The sequence below is a fragment of the Agriterribacter sp. genome (genome assembly GCF_035445465.1).
Taxonomy (GTDB): Bacteria; Bacteroidota; Bacteroidia; order Chitinophagales; family Chitinophagaceae; genus Agriterribacter.
The window spans coordinates 1-22,782 of the sequence record NZ_DAOMQT010000063.1 but is presented as its reverse complement, the minus strand read 5'-3'; the positions used below and the strand labels follow the sequence as shown (position 1 = coordinate 22,782).

The window sequence follows — 22,782 nt, the reverse complement described above, 5'->3', positions numbered from 1 at the left end:
CATGACCGCAACAACTGCACTATGCTTTTCTTACATAATTACTTCGTGGCTAAATTGCTTTTTATGATCGTCCCCCAAAGCAGGTTTAAACCGTCATCGAAAACAAACGGGTGGAAGGCGCTTTGGCGATCAGCCTCAGGTCAAAAGCCATGCAGATATTGCGTAAAAAAGATCGGCCTTTCGGCGTAACTATTATTTTATTTTCTGTTATGGTTACCAGTCTGTCATCCTCCAGCGCTTTTAACCTTTCCATAATGCCTGGAAAACGGTCTTCCGGCATCCACCCGGTTTCCAGGAAGCACATCAGGTTAAGAATATGACGGCGGATCTTCAGGTCTTCCGCTGTTAAAATATGTCCTTTCATTATAGCTAACCCACCGTTGTTTATTTTTTCATAATAGGCCTCAACTGTTTTTTCATTTTGGGCAAAGGCATACCAACTGTCGGATATGGCGGATACGCCCAGCCCGATCATTACCTGCGTGGCGGAAGAAGTATAACCCATAAAATTCCGGTGGATCTTTTTGCTGCGTACGGCCTGGTATAAACGATCGGAAGGCAGGGAAAAATGATCCATGCCTATTTCTATATAACCTGCCTCTTCTAATAATGCTTTAGCGGTTGTATAGAACTCCAGCTTCAGTTCACCCGGCGGCAGATCATGTTCGTCAAAGCCACGCTGCCCCACCCCTTTTACCCAGGGCACATGCGCATACGAATAAAACGCTATCCTGCCGGGCTTTAGCTCAAGGGTAAGCGCTATATTTTTACGCACATCTTCTAATGTTTGAAAAGGGAGGCCGAACACAAGGTCATGGCTCACACTTTCATAGCCGGTTTCTAAGGCCGTTTCCGTTACTTTTTTTACGTTTTCAAAAGGTTGAATACGATGGATGGCTTTTTGTACTTTTTCATTATAATCCTGCACGCCAAAGCTTACCCGGCGAAAGCCTGTGTTATATAAAGTTTGCAAATGTTCCCTTTCCGTATTATTGGGATGTCCTTCAAAGCTGAATTCTCTTTCCGGGTGCACAGTGCAGCCCGACAAAATACCGTCTAACAGCTTTTTTAAATGAGTTGGTGAAAAGAAAGTAGGCGTTCCCCCGCCTAAGTGTATTTCACGGATTACAGGTTTTTCCCGGAAGATATGCCTGTACATATCCCATTCTTTTAAAAGCGCTTCAATATAAGGTTCCTCCACGCTGTGCTGCCGGGTAATGCGTTTGTTACAGGCACAGAAAGTACAAAGGCTTTCGCAAAAAGGCAGGTGAATATAAAGGCTGATGCCTTCCTGCAGGTTGCTTTCTTTGAAAGATTGCCGGAGCCCCGGTATCCATTGCGAAATGGAAAACCCGGCTTCGTCCCAATAGGGAACAGAGGGATAGCTGGTATACCGCGGACCGGGAACGTTATATTTCTGAATAAGCGTTGTATCCATCATTTTCAGGCGGTAGACAGGATGTTGGCATTGGATGCATTTCAGGTACGACCGGCAATAACCCGTATACTTTAAATGCATCCTTTGCCGGATTTCATTATCAGTAAAGCAAAGTTTCCTGTTTTCCCGGAAGAAAACATTAACCAGGATCATGCACAGAGCTGAGATAGAACAGGACTTTTAATAATAGAGGATAAAAAACTCTTTTATTATGGAATTGTCTGTTAACTTTGCCTGCATAAACGGGTTATACATGTTTTCAAAAACTTGTGAATATGCACTAAGGGCAATGTTATTTGTAGGGCAAAAGTCGAAAGACGGAAACAAAACGGGGATCAGGGAAATTGCCGAGGGAATTGATTCACCCGAATACTTTATAGCTAAAATTTTACAGGAGCTTAGTCGTAAGAACCTCATACAATCGCTGAAGGGCCCTAACGGAGGCTTTTACCTCAACGAACAGGGGATGGAATGTACCCTGGCTGATATTGTTAAAGCGATAGACGGCGATAAAATTTTTTCGGGCTGCGGGCTGGGGTTACGGGAGTGTTCAGAAAAAAAACCCTGTCCAATACACAATGAGTTTAAGAAGATCCGGAAGGAAATGCACGACATGCTTCAGTCGGCTAAACTCAATGAGTTTAATGAACAATTGGAAAAGAAATTAACCTTTTTAAGAAGAGTATAATTTTTTATGAAAAAGAAATGGTACGTTCCGTTCATCAAAGGACTGCTCTCAACAGCAGGGTTGATCAGCTTTTCTTCACTATACGCCCAAACCGCAGGAAAGCCGGCTTTTTATTTTACGCATCTCAATGGCTTGCTGCTCTTCCTTTTTGTGCTGATATTTTTTATGCTCGCCACTGTTTTGTACCTGAAATTTAAAACCGGGGAAATGATTAAAATAAACAGGAGATTAAAGCAGCGGAATGCGGATAAAAATTTTGACAGGTATATCACAGATCTGAACAGCAAACAAATTGAAGCGTATTTGAATTATAGGAAGGATAACGCTTCAACCCGGCCTCCTTCGCCTGAAAATACCGGTACACTGTTTAAAAGTATTTTCATTTTGCTTTTGCTGTCGCTGAACGGCGGGTGGTTATTTGCGCAGGAAACCACGCCGGATAAGGGTTCTGTTCTGGGTGAAACGGGTATTATCATAACGATAGTATTATTGCTTATTCCTATTAGCGCGGGTATTATATTTATGGTCATCAAGGTGCTGAACCTCATTAAGCAAAACCGTAACCGGTTAAATCTTGCTGAAGCCGACCAGCTGGCCGAATATCTTTCCACGCCCCCTGGTGAGGATACACGCGCCGCTTTGCTTAAACGAAAGGAGGCACTGGATTATACGCTTACCCATAATGAATTGTCGGGTAACCTTCCCCCCCAGGATACGAAAGGGCTGATCAGCAGCATTAGCGTTAACAGTGCGCTACCCGTGGTGGTACAAAAGAAAAGAGCGGCAAAGCGCCCTAACATTGATCCTGAATTATCTAAGCTGGTACTATGGTATATAGGTTCCGCCACTTTTTGGTTATTGTTCGGTACCACTGTGGGTGAATACTTAGGCATAAAATTCGTAGCGCCCGATGCCGATCAGGTAAGCTGGTTAAGCTTTGGGCGCCTCCGCCCGGTGCATACCAATGCTGTATTCTGGGGCTGGGCTTCATTAGGTATGCTGGGATTAGCCTACTATACGGTGCCGAGAGTAAGTAATACAAAGCTGGCGAGCTTTAAAATGGGATGGTACACACTTTACCTCATTAATGCTTCGGTTTTATTAGGATCCATTTGCCTGATGGCGGGCATTAACAATGGCGGCGGCGAATACCGCGAATACATTTGGCCGGTGATGCTGCTGTTTGGAATAGGCCTGGTATTAACTCTCATTAATTTTTTACAAACCATTGCCAAACGCACCACTAAAGAAATTTACATTTCCAACTGGTACATTGTTGCCGCCCTTATATTTGGGTTGGTTATTACCGTGGTGGCTTATGTGCCCTGGTGGCAGGATGGATTGGGCGAAACCATTATACAGGGATATTATATGCACCAGGGTGTAGGCATGTGGTTTATGATGATGACCCTTGGCCTGGTATATTATTATCTGCCCCAGCAATTGAACCGGCCTATTTATTCCTACAGCCTGGGTATATTAGCCTACTGGACGCAAATACTTTTTTATACGCTTATCGGTACGCATCATTTTGTATTCAGCTCCATTCCCTGGTGGCTGCAAACCATAGCCATTGTGGGAAGCGTAGGAATGGTCATCCCGGTAGTAGCGGGCAGCACCAATTTTATAATGACCTTTAAAGGAGGCTGGCATAAAATTTCGGATAGCTATACGTTGCCGTTTTTCCTGGTGGGTATCATTTTTTATTTTACCGGTTCGTTGCAGGGTACCGCAGAGGCGTTCCGCTCTACCAACCTGATCTGGCACTTTACCGATTTTACGGTTGCGCATTCCCATCTTACCATGTACGGTATCATTTCATTTTTTGTGTGGGCGGGCATATATACCGTTATACCGCGGTTAACGGGCAGGGAAGCGCCCCAGATAACGGTAGGCGCTCATTTCTGGTTTGCTTTGATAGGGCTGTTGTTTTATACGGTTCCGCTTATGTATGGCAGTACATTAAAAGGATTAATGTGGATAGAGGGAAAACCTTTTATGGAAAGCGTGATATTTTCGGCGCCTTACTGGCTGTGGAGAGCCGTGGGCGGCAGCTTAATGTGGATAGCACACCTGTTCTTTGCCTATAATATCTATAAAATGTTAAGCGGCGGGGGAATTGTTGATGTAAAAGAGGCTGCTTTTGAAAAGCTGGCCCGTAAGGTGGAGGGCAATATTTGATTACGAATAGAAATACTGACATGGAATTTTTTGATAACTATAAAAAACTGTTCGGCGCCACGTTTTTGCTGTTCCTTGGGCTTACCCTGCTGGTAGCTATTTTGCCTGCGTTGCATAACCAGAAAAATAATGCGCCGTTGCCCAACGCGGAAGTATTGAGCGATGATGCGGCAAAAGGAAAAGCTGTTTTTATTGCCAATGGTTGTGTGGCATGCCACACGCAGCAGGTGCGTAATGTAGATATGGATAAAACCTGGGGCTCACGGCCCAGCATAGCCGCAGATTATGCCGGCATACACCGTACGGATATCTGGCGCAATACGGCAACGCTGATGGGAACGGAGCGTACGGGCCCCGATTTAACCAATATTGGTACCCGGCAACCCAGCCTGGAGTGGAACCTGGTGCATTTATACAATCCGAGGATCGTGGTAAAAGAATCCATTATGCCTGCCTACCCCTGGATGTTTACCATTAAAGCAGAACCGGCGCAGGGCGATGTGGTTGTAAATGTTCCGGAGGAGTTTTTAAAAGGGAAAGCGGGTAAGGTGGTGGCAACCAGGCAGGCCCTGCAACTGGTGGCGTATCTTCAATCGCTGAAGCAAACGCCATTACCGGATGGCCGGCCTGTTCCGGAATTTTTGTATAAAAGAGAAGTGAAGCAAACCGCAGCCGCCGGAGGTGAAGTGCAGGGCTTAGACGGGGCGGCTTTGTATGCCACCAATTGCCAGAGCTGTCACCAGGCAAATGGAGAAGGTTTGAAAGGCGCATTCCCTTCTTTAAAAGACAGTAAAATTGTACTGGATGATGACCCGCAAACAATGGTAGATATTATTATGAACGGCTATAGCGGCAGGGAGAAGGAAGGCTTTCCTCCCATGCCTGCAGTGGGTACCGATAATAACCTGAGCGCTGAAGAGATAGCGGCCATCATGAATCATGAAAAAACAAGCTGGGGTAATAACGCGAAGCAGGTAACGGCCGAACAGATAAAGGAAATAATAGACGCTGTTAAAGTAAAAGCTAACTAATGTTAAGTAAATGATGTTTCTGTGTTGTTATGAAAGTAAGAGGATAGAGTTGAACAGGCAATAGACAATAAGCAATAGTGAATTTTACATCTTACTATTCACTATTCACCACCTCTCACGTTTCACACAGCACCAATGCTTTATGCCGGGATGAAGTGAAAAACATATGCCGATAAGATTTTTAAAAAGACTGCAATGAAAAAAATATTACTGAGTGTTTTTGCCGTACTGCCGGCGCTTGTTGTTTTTGCCTGCCCGGTTTGCGAAAAACAGCAGCCCGAAATATTGCGTGGCATTACCCATGGCACTGGTCCGCAAGACAGGTGGGATTATGTTATTGTATGGGCAATGGTTATTATTGTTTTGTTTACCCTGTTCTTTTCGGTAAAATGGCTGATCCGGCCGGGTGAACGGTCGCATAACCATATCAAAAGATTTATTTTAAATAATGAATAAGTAAATGGCAGTACATGGAAGACAAAAGCACCATATTTATTTTTCTTGATGATGAGGCGGCTCCCATAGCCCGGCTTGTTTCGCCGGTAAATTTTGAGCTGGATACCCGTAAGCTGGTAGATGGCAGGCATACACTTAAAATTGTGAGTAAAGATCCCAGCGGAAAAGAAGGGCTGCGCATCATTCCGTTTGAAGTAAGGAACGGCCCTGCTATTGATGTAGCGGGCATACAGGAAAATGCAGTGGTAGACGGGGTATTGCCATTGATGATCAATGCCTATGGGAAGGGCGATGCTAAAAACTTCATGATCACCGGCAGCGAAACGCCGCAAAGCATTCCTTCGTGGGTGTGGATACTTATTATTGGTATTGGCGGATGGGCTTTATATTATCTTGTTGCCTATATAAATATGTGATGCCCTGATGCGTGGTGACAGATGCAGTGGTTTTTATCGTAAACAACGATTATAAAACTTAACTAAAACCAGATCATGAGTGAAATAAAAGATATACTGACCCTTGAAGACATTAAAAAGCTGGTGGATGCTTTTTACGGGAAAGTGCGGGAAAACGATATGCTGGCGCCTGTATTTAATGAACGCATACAAAACAGGTGGCCGGAACACCTGGAAAAAATGTATGCTTTCTGGCAAACGATTTTATTAGAAGAGCGCACCTATTTCGGCAGCCCTTTTCCACCACATGCCCAATTACCTGTTGGTCATGCGCATTTTGAGCAATGGATGCAATTATTTACACAAACCGTTGATGAGCTGTTTGCAGGCGAAAAAGCCAGGGAGGCCAAATGGCGTGCAGGTAAGATGGCTGAAATGTTTGAATATAAAATAGAACACTACCGGAAAACCGGTTTTAAAAACCTGTTATGAAGCGGGTTGTTGCCGGGTTTCGATGTGCGTGCGGACATGATTATGAGCAGAAAAGCAGCACCCACGTCTTCTTTACACCGGGTATTTGTAATTGCCGAATTGGCAAAAGTGGTTTTACTTTTTTTCTGAGTACGGCTTTATTTAAATATGCTCCTTTAAATGCTTACTGTAAATGAATACAGTACCGGGAAGATAAAAAGGGCAACCAACTTTCTTAACCTTGTTCCTGTGAGGTCTGATTTAAACTTTAAAAGGGAAAACATGCCGGTAATACAGATCAAAAGAATATATGAGCCCCCGGAGGAAAATGATGGCTTTCGTGTGCTGGTTGACAGGCTATGGCCAAGGGGTATAAAAAAAGAGCTGGCTCATATAGATATCTGGATGAAAGAAGTAGCGCCTGCTGCTGATTTACGGAAATGGTTTAACCATGAACCGGAAAAATGGGCTGAGTTCAGCAGGAAGTATACTGCCGGATTGAAAGATTCGGATGCCGTTAAGAAATTGGTTGGTATGATACGGAAACATAAAAAAACAACCCTGCTTTATGCTGCACACGATGAGCAGCACAACCAGGCAGTGGTATTACAACAGTTCCTGAAAACACTAATAAAATAAAATTAAAGACAATGATCATGGACCCCAAACCCATCAAGCGAAGTGAAAATATTATGAAGCTTTCCCGCGAGCATCATTTCAGCTTATTGTTTTGCTGGAAAATACGGGAAGGTATAAAAAAGAAAACAGTGCCATGGCGCATGATACAGTATGTACGGTATTTTTGGGATGCGCACCTGCAGCCGCATTTTAAAGAAGAAGAAACTATTCTTTTTGCCCCGCTGCAGGATGAAATGGTAGGGAAGGCCATAGCGGAGCATGAAGCGATACAACAGGGCATTGAAGCGCTTTATGTGCTCCCGGAAGAAAATGCAGCGGATACGCTTGCAAAATTTGCAGACCAGCTAGATAAGCATGTACGCTACGAAGAGCGGGAACTGTTTCCACACCTCGAAAGAACGTTAACAGAAGCGCAGCTTGAAGCTATTGGCGTGCAGTTAAACGCGTTGCCGGCCGATCCCTTAAAGGATGATTATGAAGATGAGTTCTGGAAAGAAAAGAGCGCTTCGCTTTGAGGGGGAGGAGGTATGAGGGAATATTGGTTTTATTCCGTTTCTGCCATTTCTTTCTCTTTCCCTGATGTTATCCGGCTGCTTTCGAACCCTAATTTTTTTAATCCATGCTGCACTTCCGGACAACTCATAAATAAATTCCATAATAACCCGCTGCGGTAATTTTCTATCATTACTATTATAGGGCCCTGGTCTATGGCCAAATGACTTTTGGCATACCAGTTTTTTGTTTCATTAAATGCATCCACAAATCCGTATTCGCTCCATATTTTATCGCCCAGGTTGTAATAAAAATGCTTCAGCACTTTCATGCTGTATTCGGGTGTATACGGAAATGCCGACAAAGCGGCCGTGGGTGTAATGGTTCCAAAATCGTTGGTGGGAGAATGTGCATTGTATCCGTTATAGGTATCGCTGGCCGTTAGTCCCCAGCAATTTTCGCCATAGCCTTTAAATGCTTTGGGATTGTCTATACAATACGCACGGTTGATCAAAGTATGGTTCCGGTTTTGTTCCCAGTAGTTGGCATACCGGTCTTTCAGTCCGCGCGGATCCAGCCCAAGGAAAGAGTAATGCGAAAAGAAGAGAGGACCGCCATAATCAAAGCCCAGCGGCAGCTCTATACCGTAAAATTTTTTCCCGTTCTTAAAGAAATTACTTTCCGCCCAGCCCTTATGATATACCGAAGCAGCAACAGGGTATCTTTCGGCACTGGCTGCCAGCACATACATGATTAAACATTCATTAAATCCTCTTACTGCAAAATTCATTGCCCAGCCATTATTGGGGCTCCAGTGCCAGTACAATACCTCCCTGCCATCGCGGGTAAACCAGTCCCACTCCACATCATTCCACATCCAGTTAATGCGGTTACGCAATTCGTTCTCTATATTATTATCCGCATTAAAATACTGCCGCACACAAAGCAAACCCTGCAATAAAAAAGAAGTTTCTACCAGGTCGGCGCCATCGTCTTTGCGGCTGAAGGGAATGGTTTTGCCCGTGGTGCCATTCAGCCAGTGAGGAAATACGCCATGATAGGCGTCGGCTTTAGACAGGAACTTTACCATCTTTAATAAAAACCTTGCAGCGGTATCCCTGGCAATCCATTTTCGTTCCGTGGCCGCAATAACGGCCATTACGCCAAAGCCGGTTCCACCGGTAGTTACCACTTCACTCCCATAGTCATATGCTTCATTGCTTCTCTCCCGTGCCATGCCGCTCACAGGATGGGCAAAGTCCCAGAAATAGCGAAAGGTTTGCTTTTGTACCAGGTCGAGCAAAGCCGAATCGGAAAGGTTTTTGGGCCGTTTTACAGCGTCGAAAACCGGTTGAATATCTTTCTTGTTCTGTGCATCAACTGCAAGGCTAAAGAAGAGAAATGTAAATAGAAATATATGTTTCATATAATCAAAATATCTTTTCAAAAAAAGCATAGCCTTATAATCCGGGTGCGCTAAACCCTAATGATTTCATACCGGCTTTCACTTCAGGGCAACTCATAAATAAGTTCCATAATAACCCGCTTCTGTAATTTTCAATCATTACAATTTGCGGGCCCTGATCTATGGCTAAAAAAGAATTGGCGAACCACAGGTCATGCAGTGAAAATGCATCAACAAAGCCATATTCCTTCCATATTTTATCTCCCAATACATAATAAAAAAACTTGAGCGCTTTCATTGACTCTGCAGGAGTATATGGCAATGAAGATATAGCAGCAGTGGGTGCAATCACTCCAATATCATTTGTTGGTGAGCTGGCAGTATAGCCGCCGGGTATATCGCTTGCCGTTAGTCCCCAGCAACTATCACCATAGCCATACCTTCCCCTGGGGTTTGCTTTGCAATACTCATAATTAATTAGTGAATGATTGGTGGTGTGCGTGGTATAGTTTGCGTAAGCATCACTTAGCCCATTGGGGTTTATCCCTAAAAATGAGTAATGTGAAAAGAACAACGGACCTCCCAGCGGCGGCCCTAACGGCAACTGGTATCCGTAATAAGCATTGCCATTTAAAAATGATGAACCGGAGGCCCAGCCATTTGTATAAACCGATTGAGGAATACTATGAGTAGTGGAAGACACTGCCAGTATATAAGTTATGAGGCATTCATTCCAGCCCTGTACCGGTAAGTTCATGATCCATTGTTTTGCATCACTGTAGTGCCAGTACAGAACGTTTTGCCCGCCATTCCTGAACCAGTCCCATTCCACTGCATTCCACAGCTCATTGATATCGTTCCTTAAAGCAGTTTCATCAGCGTCTGCCCCATTAAAATATTGCCTGGCAGTAAGCAGCCCCGCCATTAAATAAGAAGTTTCCACCAGGTCTGCGCCATCATCATTGGCGCTAAAAGGAATGATAGCGCCTGTAGAGCCATTCAGCCAGTGGGGAAATGCACCTTTCACTTTAACCGCCGTGTTCTTTAAAAAGCCAACAATTTTTTGCATACGGTCAAGCCCATCGGCCCTGGTAATAAAATTCCGGCTAACCGCCACCGGTATAGCCATTATGCCAAAACCAGAACCGCCTGAAGTAACCACGTCATTATTGCCGTTGCTTCGCTCTCTTGCCAACCCGCTTACAGGGTGACCAAAGTCCCAGAAGTATTTAAATGTTTGCTGCTGTACTTTATCAAGCAGGGCACTGTCACTTATTACAGGAAATTTGTCTGCGGTGTTATACCCGGTCTGCAACTTTATTTCAACTGGAAAAATCAAACCTCCCCCGGCCTTTGATTTCAGGGTATTGCTAACTGTAAGCTTATAGTTTGAAAGGTAGGATAAGGCAGCTGCTGGCTGTATTACCAATGTGCTGTCGCCATTCTGATAGTTTACACGGTAACCGGCCGTGTGCAGCACAATAGCCGAAGCAACCGAAGCCCTGTCAATTGCGGCCGGAAAATAAAGCCGGATACCCGGGTTTACGGTTGTTCCTTTGTTGTCATCACGGTTAGTAACCCCGTCCACATCCCAACTGCTGATAGAAAAATCGGAAGCCGGGGATGGTGGTGCAGGATCGCTGTTCTTTTTGCATGCGCTGATTAAACCCACATGAAACAACAAAACTGCAAATAATATTTTTCTCATTTCCCAGACCTGCATGTTTTAAAAAAAATCAAAGCGTTAATGGTATGTAATAAGGGTATGCTTGCGGGTTTTTATATTAAAAACGCTTTACGGTTTTGCCGTACCGTAAAGCATTTAAAATGTGGTAATTTAGTTTAAGCCTGTAATTGTATTACTGCATTAAAAGTTGAATGTCGTCAGGTGTTAATACCGTATTGAATACCCTGAATTCATCGTATAAACTTAAATCGGATTTGTGATCCCAGTAAGCAAATGTAGGCCCGCCTGATCCTAAAACTAACGAAGTACAACCTGTTAAATCCATTGCACTTGTATAAGTTCCGGCGGCTTTTTGTACACCGTCAACATATATTTTTGTTTCAGCAGAAGATATGGTTACCGTAATAAATTTCCATACTCCGATACCTGAAGTTTGGGAACCTGCACCAATCCATGAATCCGCCGCGCCGGTTCCTACATTGATAGTCATGGATTGATCAGCATTTTCCCTGAATAAACGAAATCCCTGGTTCCTGGTATCAACATCATCATCATTGCCTATTACTACCAGCCCCGACCTGTCAGGTACATTATTAAGCTTATACCAAAAAGAAAAGCTCATCTCATTATTTGTGCCATATAACCCGGCAATAGGGAAAGATAAATAAGCATCAGCTGCTCCCTGATAAGCTGCGCCATTGTGCCCACCGGTTGCACCTGTAGTACCAGGGCTGCCCGTAACAGCCGGGGAAACAAAGCTTATCAGATCTTTATAATCACCACCCGGATTAAAAGGAACATATAAGGTTTCACTTTCTAAAACCTTATTGTACTTCGTAATGTTAAACGCAAATGATTTAGTAGTGCTTTTCCCGGATAAATCAGTTGCAACAACTTCAAAAGTATGGGCGCCTAAACCTAAATCGGCATAAGTATAAGAGCCCGATATTCCCCTGTAGTCTATAAAGCTGGTATATGACTCTAATAAATTACCATCTAAGGAAATATCAACTTTACTTAGCTCAATGTCATCGCTGACATTAAATTTAAAATCAAAATTTGCAGCTTCGGTGATAGCCGGATATTGAATATCGGCTGATGGGCTAACTATTTCTACTGTTGGCGCCTGTTCATCATTTCCGACAGCTACTTTCGAAATCGGATCTATGTAGCCTTTCTTACAGGCTATAAAGGATAATGATAACACTATCCCTGTAATAATATAATTAAAAATACTTTTCATGATAGTAATAATTAATAAATTAATGATCGGGATGTGTATCTGCGTATTGTTTCAAAATAGGGCTCTTATCTAATTGCGGTAAAGGATAAGGAAGGTATTTTTTGGCCATGGTAAACGTTCTGCCGTCATAACTCAACTCGGCAGTGTTTTCCAAACGGATCATATCATAATACCTGTTACCCCATTCCATAGCCAATTCCGCATATTTCTCATCTATTACCTGCTGGCTGGTTACCCCGGATAAAGGCGCCAAACCTGCCCTTGCCCTTACTAAGTTTACGGCATTATCTGCGCTTCCTGCAGAAGCGGCGCCACCACGGGTTACCGCTTCCGCATACATTAACAATATTTCCGCATACCTGGTAATGATCATGTTTTTATTACTGGCATAACCCGTCCTTCCCGGTATTAATTCTGTTGTAGGAAGGTAATGCTTGCCGCTATAGAAATAAACCCTGGGGGAATTTAAGAAAACATCCCCTTCGGGGGTGGTGTTAGAAACCCATGCCGGCAGCGTAGAAAATGCAGGGTCTGATTTTATTTTATCAATACCATCGGGTGTAAAAATTACACTTGTCTGAAGACGGATCCGCTCTCCCCTGTTCAACATAAATTTAATGTATTTCTCACTTGGCTCAAAAAATCCCCAGCCGCCACCGGCGCCACTAACTGCAGGCGTCCAGTTTGTAGGACCAAAAAAATCATTTAAATAATTCCGGCTATCCCCCGAACCTGCATTAAAATCGGAGTATTGCACTTCCAGAATATTCTCATTGGATAATTTACCTGCGGTTTTAAATGCTTTATTAAAATCGCCGTACAGGCTAAATTTGCCGGAAGCAATAATTTCCCCCGTGGTAGCCGCTACCGCATTATAATCTTTTAATTCCTGCTCGGCCATTGCCTTTATTGCTAAAGCGGTATATTTTGTAGCCCCTCCTTTTAAATCAGTTCTTTGGTTAGGGTGCATATCCAATAACTTCGTTGATGCATCTTCCATTTCCGTTTTAATCCAGTTCATGATCTCGTCTTTAGTCTGCATTTCAAGCACTGTTGGATCCGTAGTGGTTACTTTAAACACCCCGCCAAATGTTCTTGACAAGGTTAATGTAAGCCAGCCCCTCAATACCTGGCATTCGGCAATGTATTGATCTATCAATGCAGCACTTACACCGCCTTCCCTGAATTTTTCCAATTGTTCAATTTGCGCTGTAATTTGCAGTACATGCTGAAACAGGCCATCCCAGGCATTATTTATCATCCAAAAATTATCATCATACACAAACATATCGGTATCGTGAAAAGGAGGTTGATCGAATACGCCATTCCTGCCGCCCCCGGAATTTACATCGTCTCCACGAACTGATAATAAAGGAACGTGTTCCCACCAAAAATCATAGAATGATTGATACGCCCCTACCAAAGCCGCTTTTGCTGCGCTGGGGTTGGTGTAATCCACGCTTCCGGCCTGGGTTTCCAATTCCCTTGGCTTATCTAATTGCTTATTACAATCCGTTAATAAAAACGCTGTGATAATTAATAAAGGCGCCAATAAATATTTTTTGCTTTTCATTTTATTTAGTTTAAAATGCTGATATTAAAATTGAACGCTCCAACCAATGGTAAATACGGAGGGGGTAGGATAAGTACCCGAATCAATGCCATCAAAACCTACTTCCACATTGGTTGATTTACTCTTGGACCATACATAAGGCCTGTCGGCAGTAAGGGTAAAACGCATTTCAGGTACTTTGTTATGTTTTTCTATGGAGTATCCTAATTGTATATTCTGTATTCTGAAAAATTTTCCGTCTTCTAACCAGAACCTTGAAGCTTTTTGATTCCATGCTACCCTGTACCCTTCAGAGGAGGGGTAGCTGTTGGAGGTTCCTTCGCCATGCCAGCGGTTTTCGGCTAATTGAGCGTCTATATTTCTTCCCTGGTTCCTGAAAACTTCGGCACGGCTACTGTTGAAGATTATATTTCCACCCTGCCCGTAAATGCGTACCGATAAATCAAAGTTTTTATAGTTTAACCCAATGCTACCACCATAATAATAAGTAGGGGCCGGGGAGCCTAAATATATCCTGTCGTTAGCATCTAATACACCATCAGGTTTACCATCAGGCCCGCCGCTTACATCCCTGAATTTAAAATACCCCGGTTTTACCGTTCCTGCACCGGCTGCATTTGCAGCTGCTGCTGCCGGGTCTGCATCTACTTCAGCCTGGGTTTGATAAACGCCTGTAATATCGTATCCATAAAATACATCAAAGGGCTGTCCTACCGTCAATCGTTGAGGAAACTCAGCTAATGGCCCCCTGGTTATAAAAGCCTGCCCGAACAGGTCGGTAACTTCATTATGAATAGTGCTGAAATTACCGCCTATCGTATACCCGAAATCTTCAGCAATCTTTCCTCTCCAGGTGGCAGAAATTTCTATACCCTTATTACGCATAGCTCCCACATTATTATAGCTTTCTTCCCTACCTACCTGGGGCAATACAGGAATAGCCAGGTTTTTGGTATTTTTTACAAAGTAATCTGCAGTAATGCTCAACCTTCTGTCTAACAATTCCAGGTCGGCCCCAATGTTCAGCTCTTCGTTAAATTCCCAGCTTAAATTATCCTGGTAAGTTGAAAAATTAAAGCCGTCTACTTTTGTATCGTTGAACACACTCCATACAGCATCGGCGCTTTGTGCCCTTGCCGTTGGTACATTACCGTTGGCCAAACGGCCCCAGCCCGCTCTAAATTTCAAAAAATTGATAGAATTTACCTCTTGCATAAAATCTTCGCTGGAAACAATCCAGGCCAGCCCAACAGAAGGCAGTGTAATATCTCTTTGCTGGTTGTACTTGTTGGCAGCCTCGTTCCTGAATGTAGCGTATGCAATGTACTTATCTTTGTACTTGTATTGCAAGCGTCCAAAATAGGAGCGACTATATACCCTGGTTCCATCATCTGATGATACCCTTGAGCTTGCGGAGGTATTTTGAATATACCAGGATTGCTCTAAGTCCCTTGAAAAGGGGCCTTCATAAAAATTTCCCGTTGTTGAAAAGAAAGTGTACTTCTCATCCCTGAAGGAAAATCCCCCCATGGCGGTAACATCGTGGTTGCCAAATATTTTGGTATATGTTAGCGTATTATCAAACGTATAATTTTCCTCCAGTACATTAGACCTTGTAATGGATGATTGTACTAAACTTCTTTGATAAGCATCGGCTATATAATAAGGCAAATTCATCAGCCTGTTGTTATCATTTTTGTTATTATAAGAAAGGCTTGTTCTGAAGTTTAACGTTTTTGGAAGAATATGAAAATCGCCAAACACATTGGCCGTGACCCTTCTTCTTTCTCCCAGGTTGTCTACATTATTTATGTTGGGAAATGGGTTCTGATGATCCCTGTACCCTGCATCTTTTGCTGAAGAATAAGGCTCGGAATATACCGTTTGGCCGGCATAACTGGCATCCAGCACCGGCAGGATAGGCACGGCATAATATATTTCTGCCCATGGGTTAATATTGCCGTAGCCGTATTGCTCACTTTTACTATAAACCAAACCGGCGCCTACAGTTAACCAATCTTTGGCTTTTGCTTCTAATTTTGCCCTTAAATTGTACCGTTGATAACTACTGCTTTTTATATCTAACATCCCGTCCTGGGTAAAATAACTGGCCCCTACAGAATAGGATACTTTTTGAGAACCCCCGTCAACAGAAATATCATGGTTCATAATGGGGGCATCAGTGCGCAGTGTTTCTCTGTACCAATCGGTATTTGCAGCGGGTAAGTTCGGGTTAACCCGGCTCCTTCCATACCTGGCAATAGCCGCCTGCACACTGGCAATTTCAACGCTGGAACCTGATTCATTGGCAAAGTTCACAAATTGTTCCGCATTAGCCATTTTTACTACATTAGTAGGCGTTTGCACACCGTAATAACCGGAATAAGTAACGGTTGCATCCCTGTTATACCTGCCGCCCCTGGTGGTAATTACTATTACCCCGTTAGAAGCCTTATACCCATAGATAGCAGCAGATGAAGCGTCTTTTAATACCTGGAAATCCTGGATATCATTGGGTGTTAAGAAATCAATATTGTCAACGAATACGCCATCCACTACATATAAAACACTTCCCCCGTATAAGGATTTGATTCCACGAATATTAATTTCGGGTGCATCACCCGGGCCGCCCAGGCTGCTGATTTGTACACCGGTTACATTGCCTTGTACGGCATTAAGCAGGGCCCCGCTCGGGGTTTTCTTCAAGTCTTCCGGCTTAATAGTTGCAATCGAACTGGTTAAATCAGCCTTCTTTGCAGTGCCATATCCAATCACCACTACTTCGCCTAACTGCTGGCTTGAAGAAGCAGTGAGGGTAATATTAATATTTGTTTGATCAACAACTACGATCTCCTGCTCCTGGAATCCTACAAAAGAAAACACCAGCGTGCTGTTGTCGGGAACCGTAATAGAATAGTTGCCCTCCGCATCGGTGGTTACGCCTGTAACAGCTCCTTTAACAGTAACAGAAACGCCCTGCATAGGCTGACCATTTTCATCCGTTACCTTACCGGTTACCGTTTTGTCCTGCTTAGCCTGTTCATCCTGCTGTTCCTGTAAACGTACAACGATAAGATTATCCTGCAGCAACTGGTAAGTAAGCCGTGTGCCCGACAATATACGGGTAAGCGCTTCATCAATGGATACCTCATCAAATGTAACAGACACCTTCTGCTGAAGGCCCTTCAGGTTGCTGTTAAAAACAAAGCGGTAATAGCCCTGCTTTTCAATAGAATTGAAAGCTTTATTGATGGCCACCCGCTTCAGGCTCAGCGTAACTTTTCCCTGGGCGTTTACATTGGCCATTGCCTGGGCAACACCAAACAATATCAATAAAACAGTGAGCTTCATGATCGTGAATACTTTTAAATAAGCAGCCGGTAATTTGCTCCTGTAACAGAGCCGGTTTTTTTTCATATATTTATCATTAAGGGTTATAAAAATAAACTTGCGCCTTCCGTTTTCAGCCGTAAGGCAAGTTTTGTAACCGTACCGGGAAATGCTCCAACATTTCCCGTTTTCTTTTTGTGCAGCTAAGAGCTGTTATATTTTTTCATATGCGTGCTGTTGTATTATTTTGTTATTACTATGGTTTCCTTTTCTATGCTGTAATTAAAAGGATTGGCTAACTGCAGCGCCTGCAATACCTCTTGAATGGTTTCATTTTTAAAATTCACGTCAAACATCAACTGTTTTGTATTTTCATCATCAAACCTGAAGGTCATTCCATACTTGCGTTCCAGTTCTGCGGCTAACTCGGTAAATATCTTGTTCCGGAATATCAGCCGGTTATCTATCCATGATGTTTCAATAACGGCACTGTCGGCCGGCGCATAATTGATTTTACTTATCACTACTGAAGACGGAACACGGTTTTTTTTCCCAACCGCCTCCTTCCCTGTATACGCATCGTTCATTACTACCAGCTTTTCAGAAGGGTGCAGTATTATTTTTTCATACGGGCGGCTGTTCATCGTTACTTCAATAGAACCGTGTATCAGGCTGGTTTCGGAGCTTTTATCGCCGGGATAAGACTTCACGTTAAAGGCTGTGCCCAGCACCTTAATGTTCATTTCCTGTGCATGAATAATAAATGGGCGCTGCACATCTTTTTTTACGTCGAAATAGGCTTCGCCTGTCAGTTCTACTTCGCGGATGGCAGCATCAAAGTGCTTATTGTACGTTAATTTGCTGCCGGCATTCAGTAAAACCGTTGACCCATCCGGGAGAATGATCTTTGAATGCGCCCCGGGGCGGGTAGCGATCTCGCTTTTCTCTGCTGCATGCTTTTCCTGCCCGGCCATTTCTTCCCTGCCTGCGGTTCCTGCCTGGCTGAAATAATAAACGGCATAAGAGAGCAGCAGGGCTAAAGTGCTAAAAGCAGCAACCTGCATGAAATAACGGCTTCTTTTTTTTATTACACGGCTTTCCGTATTTCCTGAACAGGCATCTTCAGCAACTAACTGTATTGGAACTTCAGTCTCCCCCAGGCGTAAAAGATGTTTTTGCAGCGAGGCTAATGCTTCTGTCCGATCGATCGGCTTTTTTAGCCGCCACAGGTCCGTAATATTCTGTATGGGATAATGCAGGTTGGGGTGGTGACGCAGCATTTGCTCCAGTTCTTCCAATTCCTCCGGGGAAGCTTCTCCTGCAAGTTTTTTACCGAGAATATACCAGATGCTGTCTACTGTCATGAGCAAGCTGCCGTTTTAGTAACTGAATAAACCTGCAAACCACGCTGACGCCTGTTGCTGATGCAGGTAGCAGTGAAGTAATGCATTTATTATAATGATGACAATAGCAAACATCATTTACCCCCAAGCAGCAACAATTTTTATTGTATCTCGTACTGCTGCCCGCCGGAATGCAATTGTGCGCCCGATAGCCTGCAAAGCAGAAGCAGCGCCTGCGATATACCTATGTTCTTTTTGAATGAAGCGGATATTTTCAGGTTTTGCACCGCTTTATTTGAAATGATGATATTTACATTATATACTCTTTCCAGGTCGGCAATAATATCCCTAAAGTTTTCATCGTCATAGATCATATCGCCCTGTTGCCAGCCGGCTATTTTACTTACAGCAATATTTTTTTTAACGACCCTTTCTCCCGCATTATCAATTCTAACCTGTTGACCGTTAGTGAGTATAGCCACCACATCGCGGTTCCGTTTCACATTTACTTTACCCTGGCTTACCGACACCATAACTTCTCTTTCGCCGGGATATGCTTTTATATTAAAAGAAGAGCCCGATGCCACAGTTGATATTTCACCTGTGTTAATAATAAAAGGTGAGCCTGCTATGTGCTTCACCATAAAGAAAGCTTCGCCGCTAAGCACTACCTCCCTTTTGCCTCCGGTAAATTCATCCGGGAATTCAAGCGAACTGGCGGCATTCAGCCATACCTGTGTGCTGTCCGGCAGCAGCAGGAACTTTTGTTCGGAGCGGTTACTAAATTTTTTGGTTAGGGCAATGGCACGGCCGGGAGGTGGGGTACCGTTACCTGTTACACCCTTGCGCATTAACCACAAGGCAGCCGATATCATTAAAATTCCTGTTAGCAGGAAAATCCATAAGGTGCCTTGTGTCTTTTTCTTAAATACCCCTTCCTTTTCTGCCGGAATAACCTGCTCCGGCTCTGTAAGCATCAACCGCCCATTTTCATCAACATACGTAAAGGATGGATGGTTTTTACGGATATCATCGTATATTTTCTTTACCGTTCGCTTTAAAGGAACATCGCTGTTCCGGGCAGTTCGTATATAACCAAACAATTCTTCCAGCTCTTCGCGTGAGCATTTATTATTTTCATATTGCCGAAGCAGGTATCGTATTCTTTCTTCCATTACATACGTATCTTACTGCTATTGACGAAGCAACACAGCATTGTTCCTATTAGCGTGGAAAAAAATTCAAAAAAACAGCTTCATTGTGCGGGAAAGAAAGTTCCTTACAGCGCGCAAGGCAGAAGAGAGCTGGTTCTTAACCGTATGCCGGGAGATATCCAGCTCATGCGCGATCTGGCAGTAATTAAGCCCCTGTTCTTTGCTGAGGCGGTAAATGCGTTTACGCTGGGGCGGCAAATGATTGATGGCTTTTTCAATAACCTGTTTATATTCCCTGGAGGATATGGTTTCTTCCGTTTCATTCATCATATGCTGCATGTTCATCCACAAAGCATCCCGCAGTCTTTTGTCGGCAGCGGTTTTACGCAAAAAATCAATCACTTTATTTTCGGTAAGCCGGTATAACCACGCATCCATATTGGCGATGGTGTGTATATGATTACGATGTTCCCACAGTTTCATAAAAACATCCTGAACAATGTCCTTGGCGTATTGATCCGATTTGGTTAGGGCTAAAGCAAGCGTGTACAGTTTATATTCGTGCCGTTTAAAAATATCCGTAAAGCGAAGCTCCAGCGTATGCTCACTACTTTGGGTGGTCATCAAACATTTGTTTTGGGTTTAATCAATCCTGTTATTTTATTTTATTTAAAAATAACGAAAAAATCATATGCTTTCCTCTTTTGTTATTTTTTATAGATATTTCTTAAGCGGGTGCGAAAAAAATTAGCTTAATTCCGTATCATATCTTTCTACCGCTTCAATGCCGGGCAGTTTTTTCAGGCGCTCTACCAGTTCATCCAGCTCTTCCTTATCATGCACAAATAACTTTATATTGCCTTCAAAAAGCCCCTCTTTTGCCTCCACGGTTAAAGCGGCTATGTTAATCTTTAATTCCCCCGACACCAGGTTGGTGATCTTATGTATCACACCCACATCATCAAGCCCCACAATCTTTAAACCGGTAAGAAAAGAAATCTCCTTGTTTTTGGCCCATTTGGTCTTTACTACGCGGTGGCCAAAATTAGACATCAACCTAGCGGCATTCGGACAATTGGTACGATGAATAATTAACCCTTTACCCGTGCTTACAAATCCAAAAACATCATCTCCCGGAATGGGCTTGCAGCAATTGGCCAAAGTATAAACGATCCTGTCGCTGCTTTCTCCAAAAATAATCAGCTCATTTTCCTTTTTGTGTGCCGGCCGGTTAGCATCAGGTTCGTAATGCTTTATTTCCGGGTCGGTTTTTACCGGTTTTGGCAGCACCAGCTTATCGCCCAGCACCTGGAATTCTTCCTTTAATTCTTTAAGGTCAATGTTCTTTACCGCTATCTGGTAATATAAATCCAGCGGTGAGGCCAATTTATAAAAGGAAGTCAGCTCTTCTATATTCGCCTGGCTTACCGCTGCGCCTATGCTTTCGAGCCTCCTTTGCAACGTATATTTTCCTTCGCCTGCCACTTTGCGCTTTTCTTCTTTCAGCGCGTCTTTTATTTTGCTTTTCGCTTTAGTGGTTACCACAAAATTCAACCAGTCTTCATGCGGCTTTTGCTTGTTGCTGGTAATAATTTCTATCTGGTCGCCACTCCTGAGCTTATGGCTGATGGGAACGAGCTTGTGGTTTACCTTGGCGCCAATACATTTTGAGCCTACCACGCTGTGCACCGAAAAAGCAAAGTCTAATGCCGTGGCGCCCACGGGCAGCATCTTTACATCACCTTTGGGAGTATACACATAAATTTCCTCTGCGAGGAAGGAGGTTTTAAAATCCTGGAGGAAATCTATAGAGCTCACGTCCTGTGCCAGTGCTTCACGTATTTGTGTAAACCATTTATCGAAGCGGCTTTCATCATTGGTGCCTTCCTTGTATTTCCAGTGTGCCGCCAGCCCTTTCTCCGCAATTTCATTCATACGCTTTGTTCTGATCTGCACCTCCACCCATTTACCCTGTGATCCCATTACCGTGGTATGCAGCGCCTCGTAGCCGTTGGCCTTGGGATTGCTCAGCCAGTCGCGCAACCTTTCCGGCGATGGGGTATACATATCCGTTATCATGGAATATGCTTTCCAGCAATCTTCCTTTTCCCGGTCGGGCGGCGTTTCCAGGATAACCCTGATGGCAAAAAGATCGTACACTTCCTCAAATGCCACGCCCTTTTTCTTCATTTTATTCCAGATAGAATGGATAGATTTTGGCCGGCCATACACTTCTACCTTCAGCCCCGCTTTTTCTAATCCTTCTTTGATAGGTTTTATAAATTCATTGATATACCGCGTTCGCTCTCTCCGCGTTTCTGCCAGCTTTCTTGCTATCTCCCTGTAAATATCCGGCTCCAGGTATTTCATGGCCAGGTCTTCCATTTCCGTTTTAATGGTATACAACCCCATGCGATGCGCCAGCGGGGCATACACGTATACGGTTTCACTCGATATTTTCAATTGTTTTTCCCGCTTCATGCTGTCTAATGTTCGCATGTTGTGCAGGCGGTCGGCTAACTTGATAAGAATAACGCGGGGGTCATCGGTGAGGGTAACCAGTATCTTTTTAAAATTCTCTGCCTGCTGCGTGGTATTAGTATCCACCACATTGGCAATTTTGGTAAGCCCGTCAATAATACGTGCAATTTCGCTGCCAAAAGCTCTTTCAATATCTTCAAGGGTAAGGTCTGTATCTTCAACCGTATCATGAAGCAGGGCGCAAATGGTAGAACGTACACCCAGTCCTATTTCTTCCACACATATTCTGGCCACGGCAATAGGGTGTAAAATATAAGGTTCACCGCTTTTGCGGCGCATGGTTTTGTGGGCATCGGCCGCCATTTCAAAAGCCAGTCTTAATAATTCCCTGTGCCCCGGTTTTAGTTTAGGTTTAAGGCAGCGTAATAATGCCCTGTATTGACGAACAATTTCCTTTTTTTCCTCTTCTTCGCTCAGGTTGTATTTTGGCGCTTTAACATCAGTATCCATATAAATCCAAATTTAAGTAAAATCTACTACCTTTGCCGTCCCAAAAAACTTTTGAGGCTGTCTCAAAAGGCCCGGTATAGAAGATATGCCACAAAGACACAGCGTCATGATCTTCAGGTTTTATTTTCATCATGGCTTCGTGCTTTTGTGGCAAACTATTATTTTTTAGACAGCCCCGGGAAGCGGGTGTGGCGAAATTGGCAGACGTACCAGACTTAGGATCTGGCGCCGCGAGGCATGGGGGTTCGAGTCCCTCCACCCGCAC

The 22,782-nt window shown here is 43.7% G+C and carries 18 protein-coding genes and 1 tRNA gene; 9 read left to right on the top strand and 10 right to left on the bottom strand.

The genetic code is table 11. The features are described 5' to 3' along the window. Positions 1-85 precede the first annotated feature (85 nt). Complete coding sequence (gene hemN / locus PLE34_RS19305; RefSeq protein WP_324559631.1) at positions 86-1,441, bottom strand: oxygen-independent coproporphyrinogen III oxidase; 1,356 nt, start codon at positions 1,439-1,441, stop codon at positions 86-88. A gap of 250 nt (positions 1,442-1,691) precedes the next feature. On the opposite strand from hemN, the gene PLE34_RS19300 reads away from it, so the two are divergent. From PLE34_RS19300 to PLE34_RS19265, 8 genes are all read left to right on the top strand, one after another. Continuing rightward, positions 1,692-2,126, top strand: coding sequence for an RrF2 family transcriptional regulator (locus PLE34_RS19300; RefSeq protein WP_324559629.1), 435 nt, complete (start codon positions 1,692-1,694; stop codon positions 2,124-2,126). 6 nt (positions 2,127-2,132) lie between these two features. Next, positions 2,133-4,307 (top strand): cbb3-type cytochrome c oxidase subunit I, encoded by a 2,175-nt coding sequence (locus tag PLE34_RS19295; protein ID WP_324559627.1) that lies wholly within the window; start codon positions 2,133-2,135, stop codon positions 4,305-4,307. A gap of 20 nt (positions 4,308-4,327) precedes the next feature. Further along, positions 4,328-5,338 carry a cytochrome c gene (locus PLE34_RS19290; RefSeq protein ID WP_324559625.1) on the top strand — a complete coding sequence of 337 codons (1,011 nt, stop codon included), beginning with the start codon at positions 4,328-4,330 and terminating at the stop codon, positions 5,336-5,338. Positions 5,339-5,533: 195 nt separating this feature from the next. Then, the gene (locus PLE34_RS19285) at positions 5,534-5,794 is read left to right on the top strand and encodes a hypothetical protein (protein WP_324559623.1); all 261 of its coding nucleotides are present in this window, start codon (positions 5,534-5,536) and stop codon (positions 5,792-5,794) included. A gap of 14 nt (positions 5,795-5,808) precedes the next feature. Beyond that, a complete protein-coding gene (locus PLE34_RS19280; protein ID WP_324559621.1) occupies positions 5,809-6,210 on the top strand; it encodes a cytochrome C in 402 nt (133 codons plus the stop codon). 75 nt (positions 6,211-6,285) lie between these two features. Continuing rightward, positions 6,286-6,681 (top strand): group III truncated hemoglobin, encoded by a 396-nt coding sequence (locus PLE34_RS19275; RefSeq protein WP_324559619.1) that lies wholly within the window; start codon positions 6,286-6,288, stop codon positions 6,679-6,681. A 159-nt stretch (positions 6,682-6,840) separates the two neighbouring features. Further along, positions 6,841-7,299: a DUF488 domain-containing protein gene (locus PLE34_RS19270; RefSeq protein ID WP_324559617.1), complete on the top strand. Its 459-nt coding sequence runs from the start codon at positions 6,841-6,843 to the stop codon at positions 7,297-7,299. A gap of 17 nt (positions 7,300-7,316) precedes the next feature. Beyond that, the gene (locus PLE34_RS19265; protein WP_324559615.1) at positions 7,317-7,814 is read left to right on the top strand and encodes a hemerythrin domain-containing protein; all 498 of its coding nucleotides are present in this window, start codon (positions 7,317-7,319) and stop codon (positions 7,812-7,814) included. A 29-nt stretch (positions 7,815-7,843) separates the two neighbouring features. On the opposite strand, the gene PLE34_RS19260 is transcribed toward PLE34_RS19265, so the two are convergent. The 9 genes from PLE34_RS19260 to PLE34_RS19220 form a co-directional block, all read right to left on the bottom strand. Then, positions 7,844-9,217, bottom strand: coding sequence for a glucoamylase family protein (locus PLE34_RS19260; protein WP_324559613.1), 1,374 nt, complete (start codon positions 9,215-9,217; stop codon positions 7,844-7,846). A gap of 34 nt (positions 9,218-9,251) precedes the next feature. Continuing rightward, positions 9,252-10,904 carry a glucoamylase family protein gene (locus PLE34_RS19255; RefSeq protein WP_324559611.1) on the bottom strand — a complete coding sequence of 551 codons (1,653 nt, stop codon included), beginning with the start codon at positions 10,902-10,904 and terminating at the stop codon, positions 9,252-9,254. Between the two features lie 151 nt (positions 10,905-11,055). Beyond that, positions 11,056-12,126, bottom strand: coding sequence for a LamG-like jellyroll fold domain-containing protein (locus tag PLE34_RS19250; protein ID WP_324559609.1), 1,071 nt, complete (start codon positions 12,124-12,126; stop codon positions 11,056-11,058). Between the two features lie 19 nt (positions 12,127-12,145). After that, complete coding sequence (locus PLE34_RS19245) at positions 12,146-13,699, bottom strand: RagB/SusD family nutrient uptake outer membrane protein (protein ID WP_324559607.1); 1,554 nt, start codon at positions 13,697-13,699, stop codon at positions 12,146-12,148. A 24-nt stretch (positions 13,700-13,723) separates the two neighbouring features. Next, the gene (locus PLE34_RS19240; protein WP_324559605.1) at positions 13,724-17,116 is read right to left on the bottom strand and encodes a TonB-dependent receptor; all 3,393 of its coding nucleotides are present in this window, start codon (positions 17,114-17,116) and stop codon (positions 13,724-13,726) included. Positions 17,117-17,271: 155 nt separating this feature from the next. Then, positions 17,272-18,393 (bottom strand): FecR family protein, encoded by a 1,122-nt coding sequence (locus PLE34_RS19235; RefSeq protein ID WP_324559603.1) that lies wholly within the window; start codon positions 18,391-18,393, stop codon positions 17,272-17,274. Positions 18,394-18,533: 140 nt separating this feature from the next. Then, entirely contained in the window at positions 18,534-19,547 is a 1,014-nt protein-coding gene (locus tag PLE34_RS19230; RefSeq protein ID WP_324559601.1) for a FecR family protein, read from the bottom strand. Positions 19,548-19,613: 66 nt separating this feature from the next. Further along, on the bottom strand, positions 19,614-20,150 hold the full coding sequence (locus tag PLE34_RS19225) for an RNA polymerase sigma factor (protein WP_324559599.1): 537 nt from the start codon (positions 20,148-20,150) through the stop codon (positions 19,614-19,616). Between the two features lie 123 nt (positions 20,151-20,273). Then, positions 20,274-22,517: a RelA/SpoT family protein gene (locus PLE34_RS19220; protein WP_324559597.1), complete on the bottom strand. Its 2,244-nt coding sequence runs from the start codon at positions 22,515-22,517 to the stop codon at positions 20,274-20,276. A 182-nt stretch (positions 22,518-22,699) separates the two neighbouring features. On the opposite strand from PLE34_RS19220, the gene PLE34_RS19215 reads away from it, so the two are divergent. After that, positions 22,700-22,781, top strand: a tRNA-Leu gene (locus PLE34_RS19215). The last annotated feature ends 1 nt before the right edge of the window (position 22,782 follow it).

Coding starts and splice junctions, on each gene's coding strand:
- hemN (WP_324559631.1), bottom strand. CDS start 1,441: ATGATGGATACAACGCTTATTCAGAAATATAACGTTCCCGGTCCGCGG.
- PLE34_RS19300 (WP_324559629.1), top strand. CDS start 1,692: ATGTTTTCAAAAACTTGTGAATATGCACTAAGGGCAATGTTATTTGTA.
- PLE34_RS19295 (WP_324559627.1), top strand. CDS start 2,133: ATGAAAAAGAAATGGTACGTTCCGTTCATCAAAGGACTGCTCTCAACA.
- PLE34_RS19290 (WP_324559625.1), top strand. CDS start 4,328: ATGGAATTTTTTGATAACTATAAAAAACTGTTCGGCGCCACGTTTTTG.
- PLE34_RS19285 (WP_324559623.1), top strand. CDS start 5,534: ATGAAAAAAATATTACTGAGTGTTTTTGCCGTACTGCCGGCGCTTGTT.
- PLE34_RS19280 (WP_324559621.1), top strand. CDS start 5,809: ATGGAAGACAAAAGCACCATATTTATTTTTCTTGATGATGAGGCGGCT.
- PLE34_RS19275 (WP_324559619.1), top strand. CDS start 6,286: ATGAGTGAAATAAAAGATATACTGACCCTTGAAGACATTAAAAAGCTG.
- PLE34_RS19270 (WP_324559617.1), top strand. CDS start 6,841: ATGCTTACTGTAAATGAATACAGTACCGGGAAGATAAAAAGGGCAACC.
- PLE34_RS19265 (WP_324559615.1), top strand. CDS start 7,317: ATGGACCCCAAACCCATCAAGCGAAGTGAAAATATTATGAAGCTTTCC.
- PLE34_RS19260 (WP_324559613.1), bottom strand. CDS start 9,217: ATGAAACATATATTTCTATTTACATTTCTCTTCTTTAGCCTTGCAGTT.
- PLE34_RS19255 (WP_324559611.1), bottom strand. CDS start 10,904: ATGAGAAAAATATTATTTGCAGTTTTGTTGTTTCATGTGGGTTTAATC.
- PLE34_RS19250 (WP_324559609.1), bottom strand. CDS start 12,126: ATGAAAAGTATTTTTAATTATATTATTACAGGGATAGTGTTATCATTA.
- PLE34_RS19245 (WP_324559607.1), bottom strand. CDS start 13,699: ATGAAAAGCAAAAAATATTTATTGGCGCCTTTATTAATTATCACAGCG.
- PLE34_RS19240 (WP_324559605.1), bottom strand. CDS start 17,116: ATGAAAAAAAACCGGCTCTGTTACAGGAGCAAATTACCGGCTGCTTAT.
- PLE34_RS19235 (WP_324559603.1), bottom strand. CDS start 18,393: ATGACAGTAGACAGCATCTGGTATATTCTCGGTAAAAAACTTGCAGGA.
- PLE34_RS19230 (WP_324559601.1), bottom strand. CDS start 19,547: ATGGAAGAAAGAATACGATACCTGCTTCGGCAATATGAAAATAATAAA.
- PLE34_RS19225 (WP_324559599.1), bottom strand. CDS start 20,150: ATGACCACCCAAAGTAGTGAGCATACGCTGGAGCTTCGCTTTACGGAT.
- PLE34_RS19220 (WP_324559597.1), bottom strand. CDS start 22,517: ATGGATACTGATGTTAAAGCGCCAAAATACAACCTGAGCGAAGAAGAG.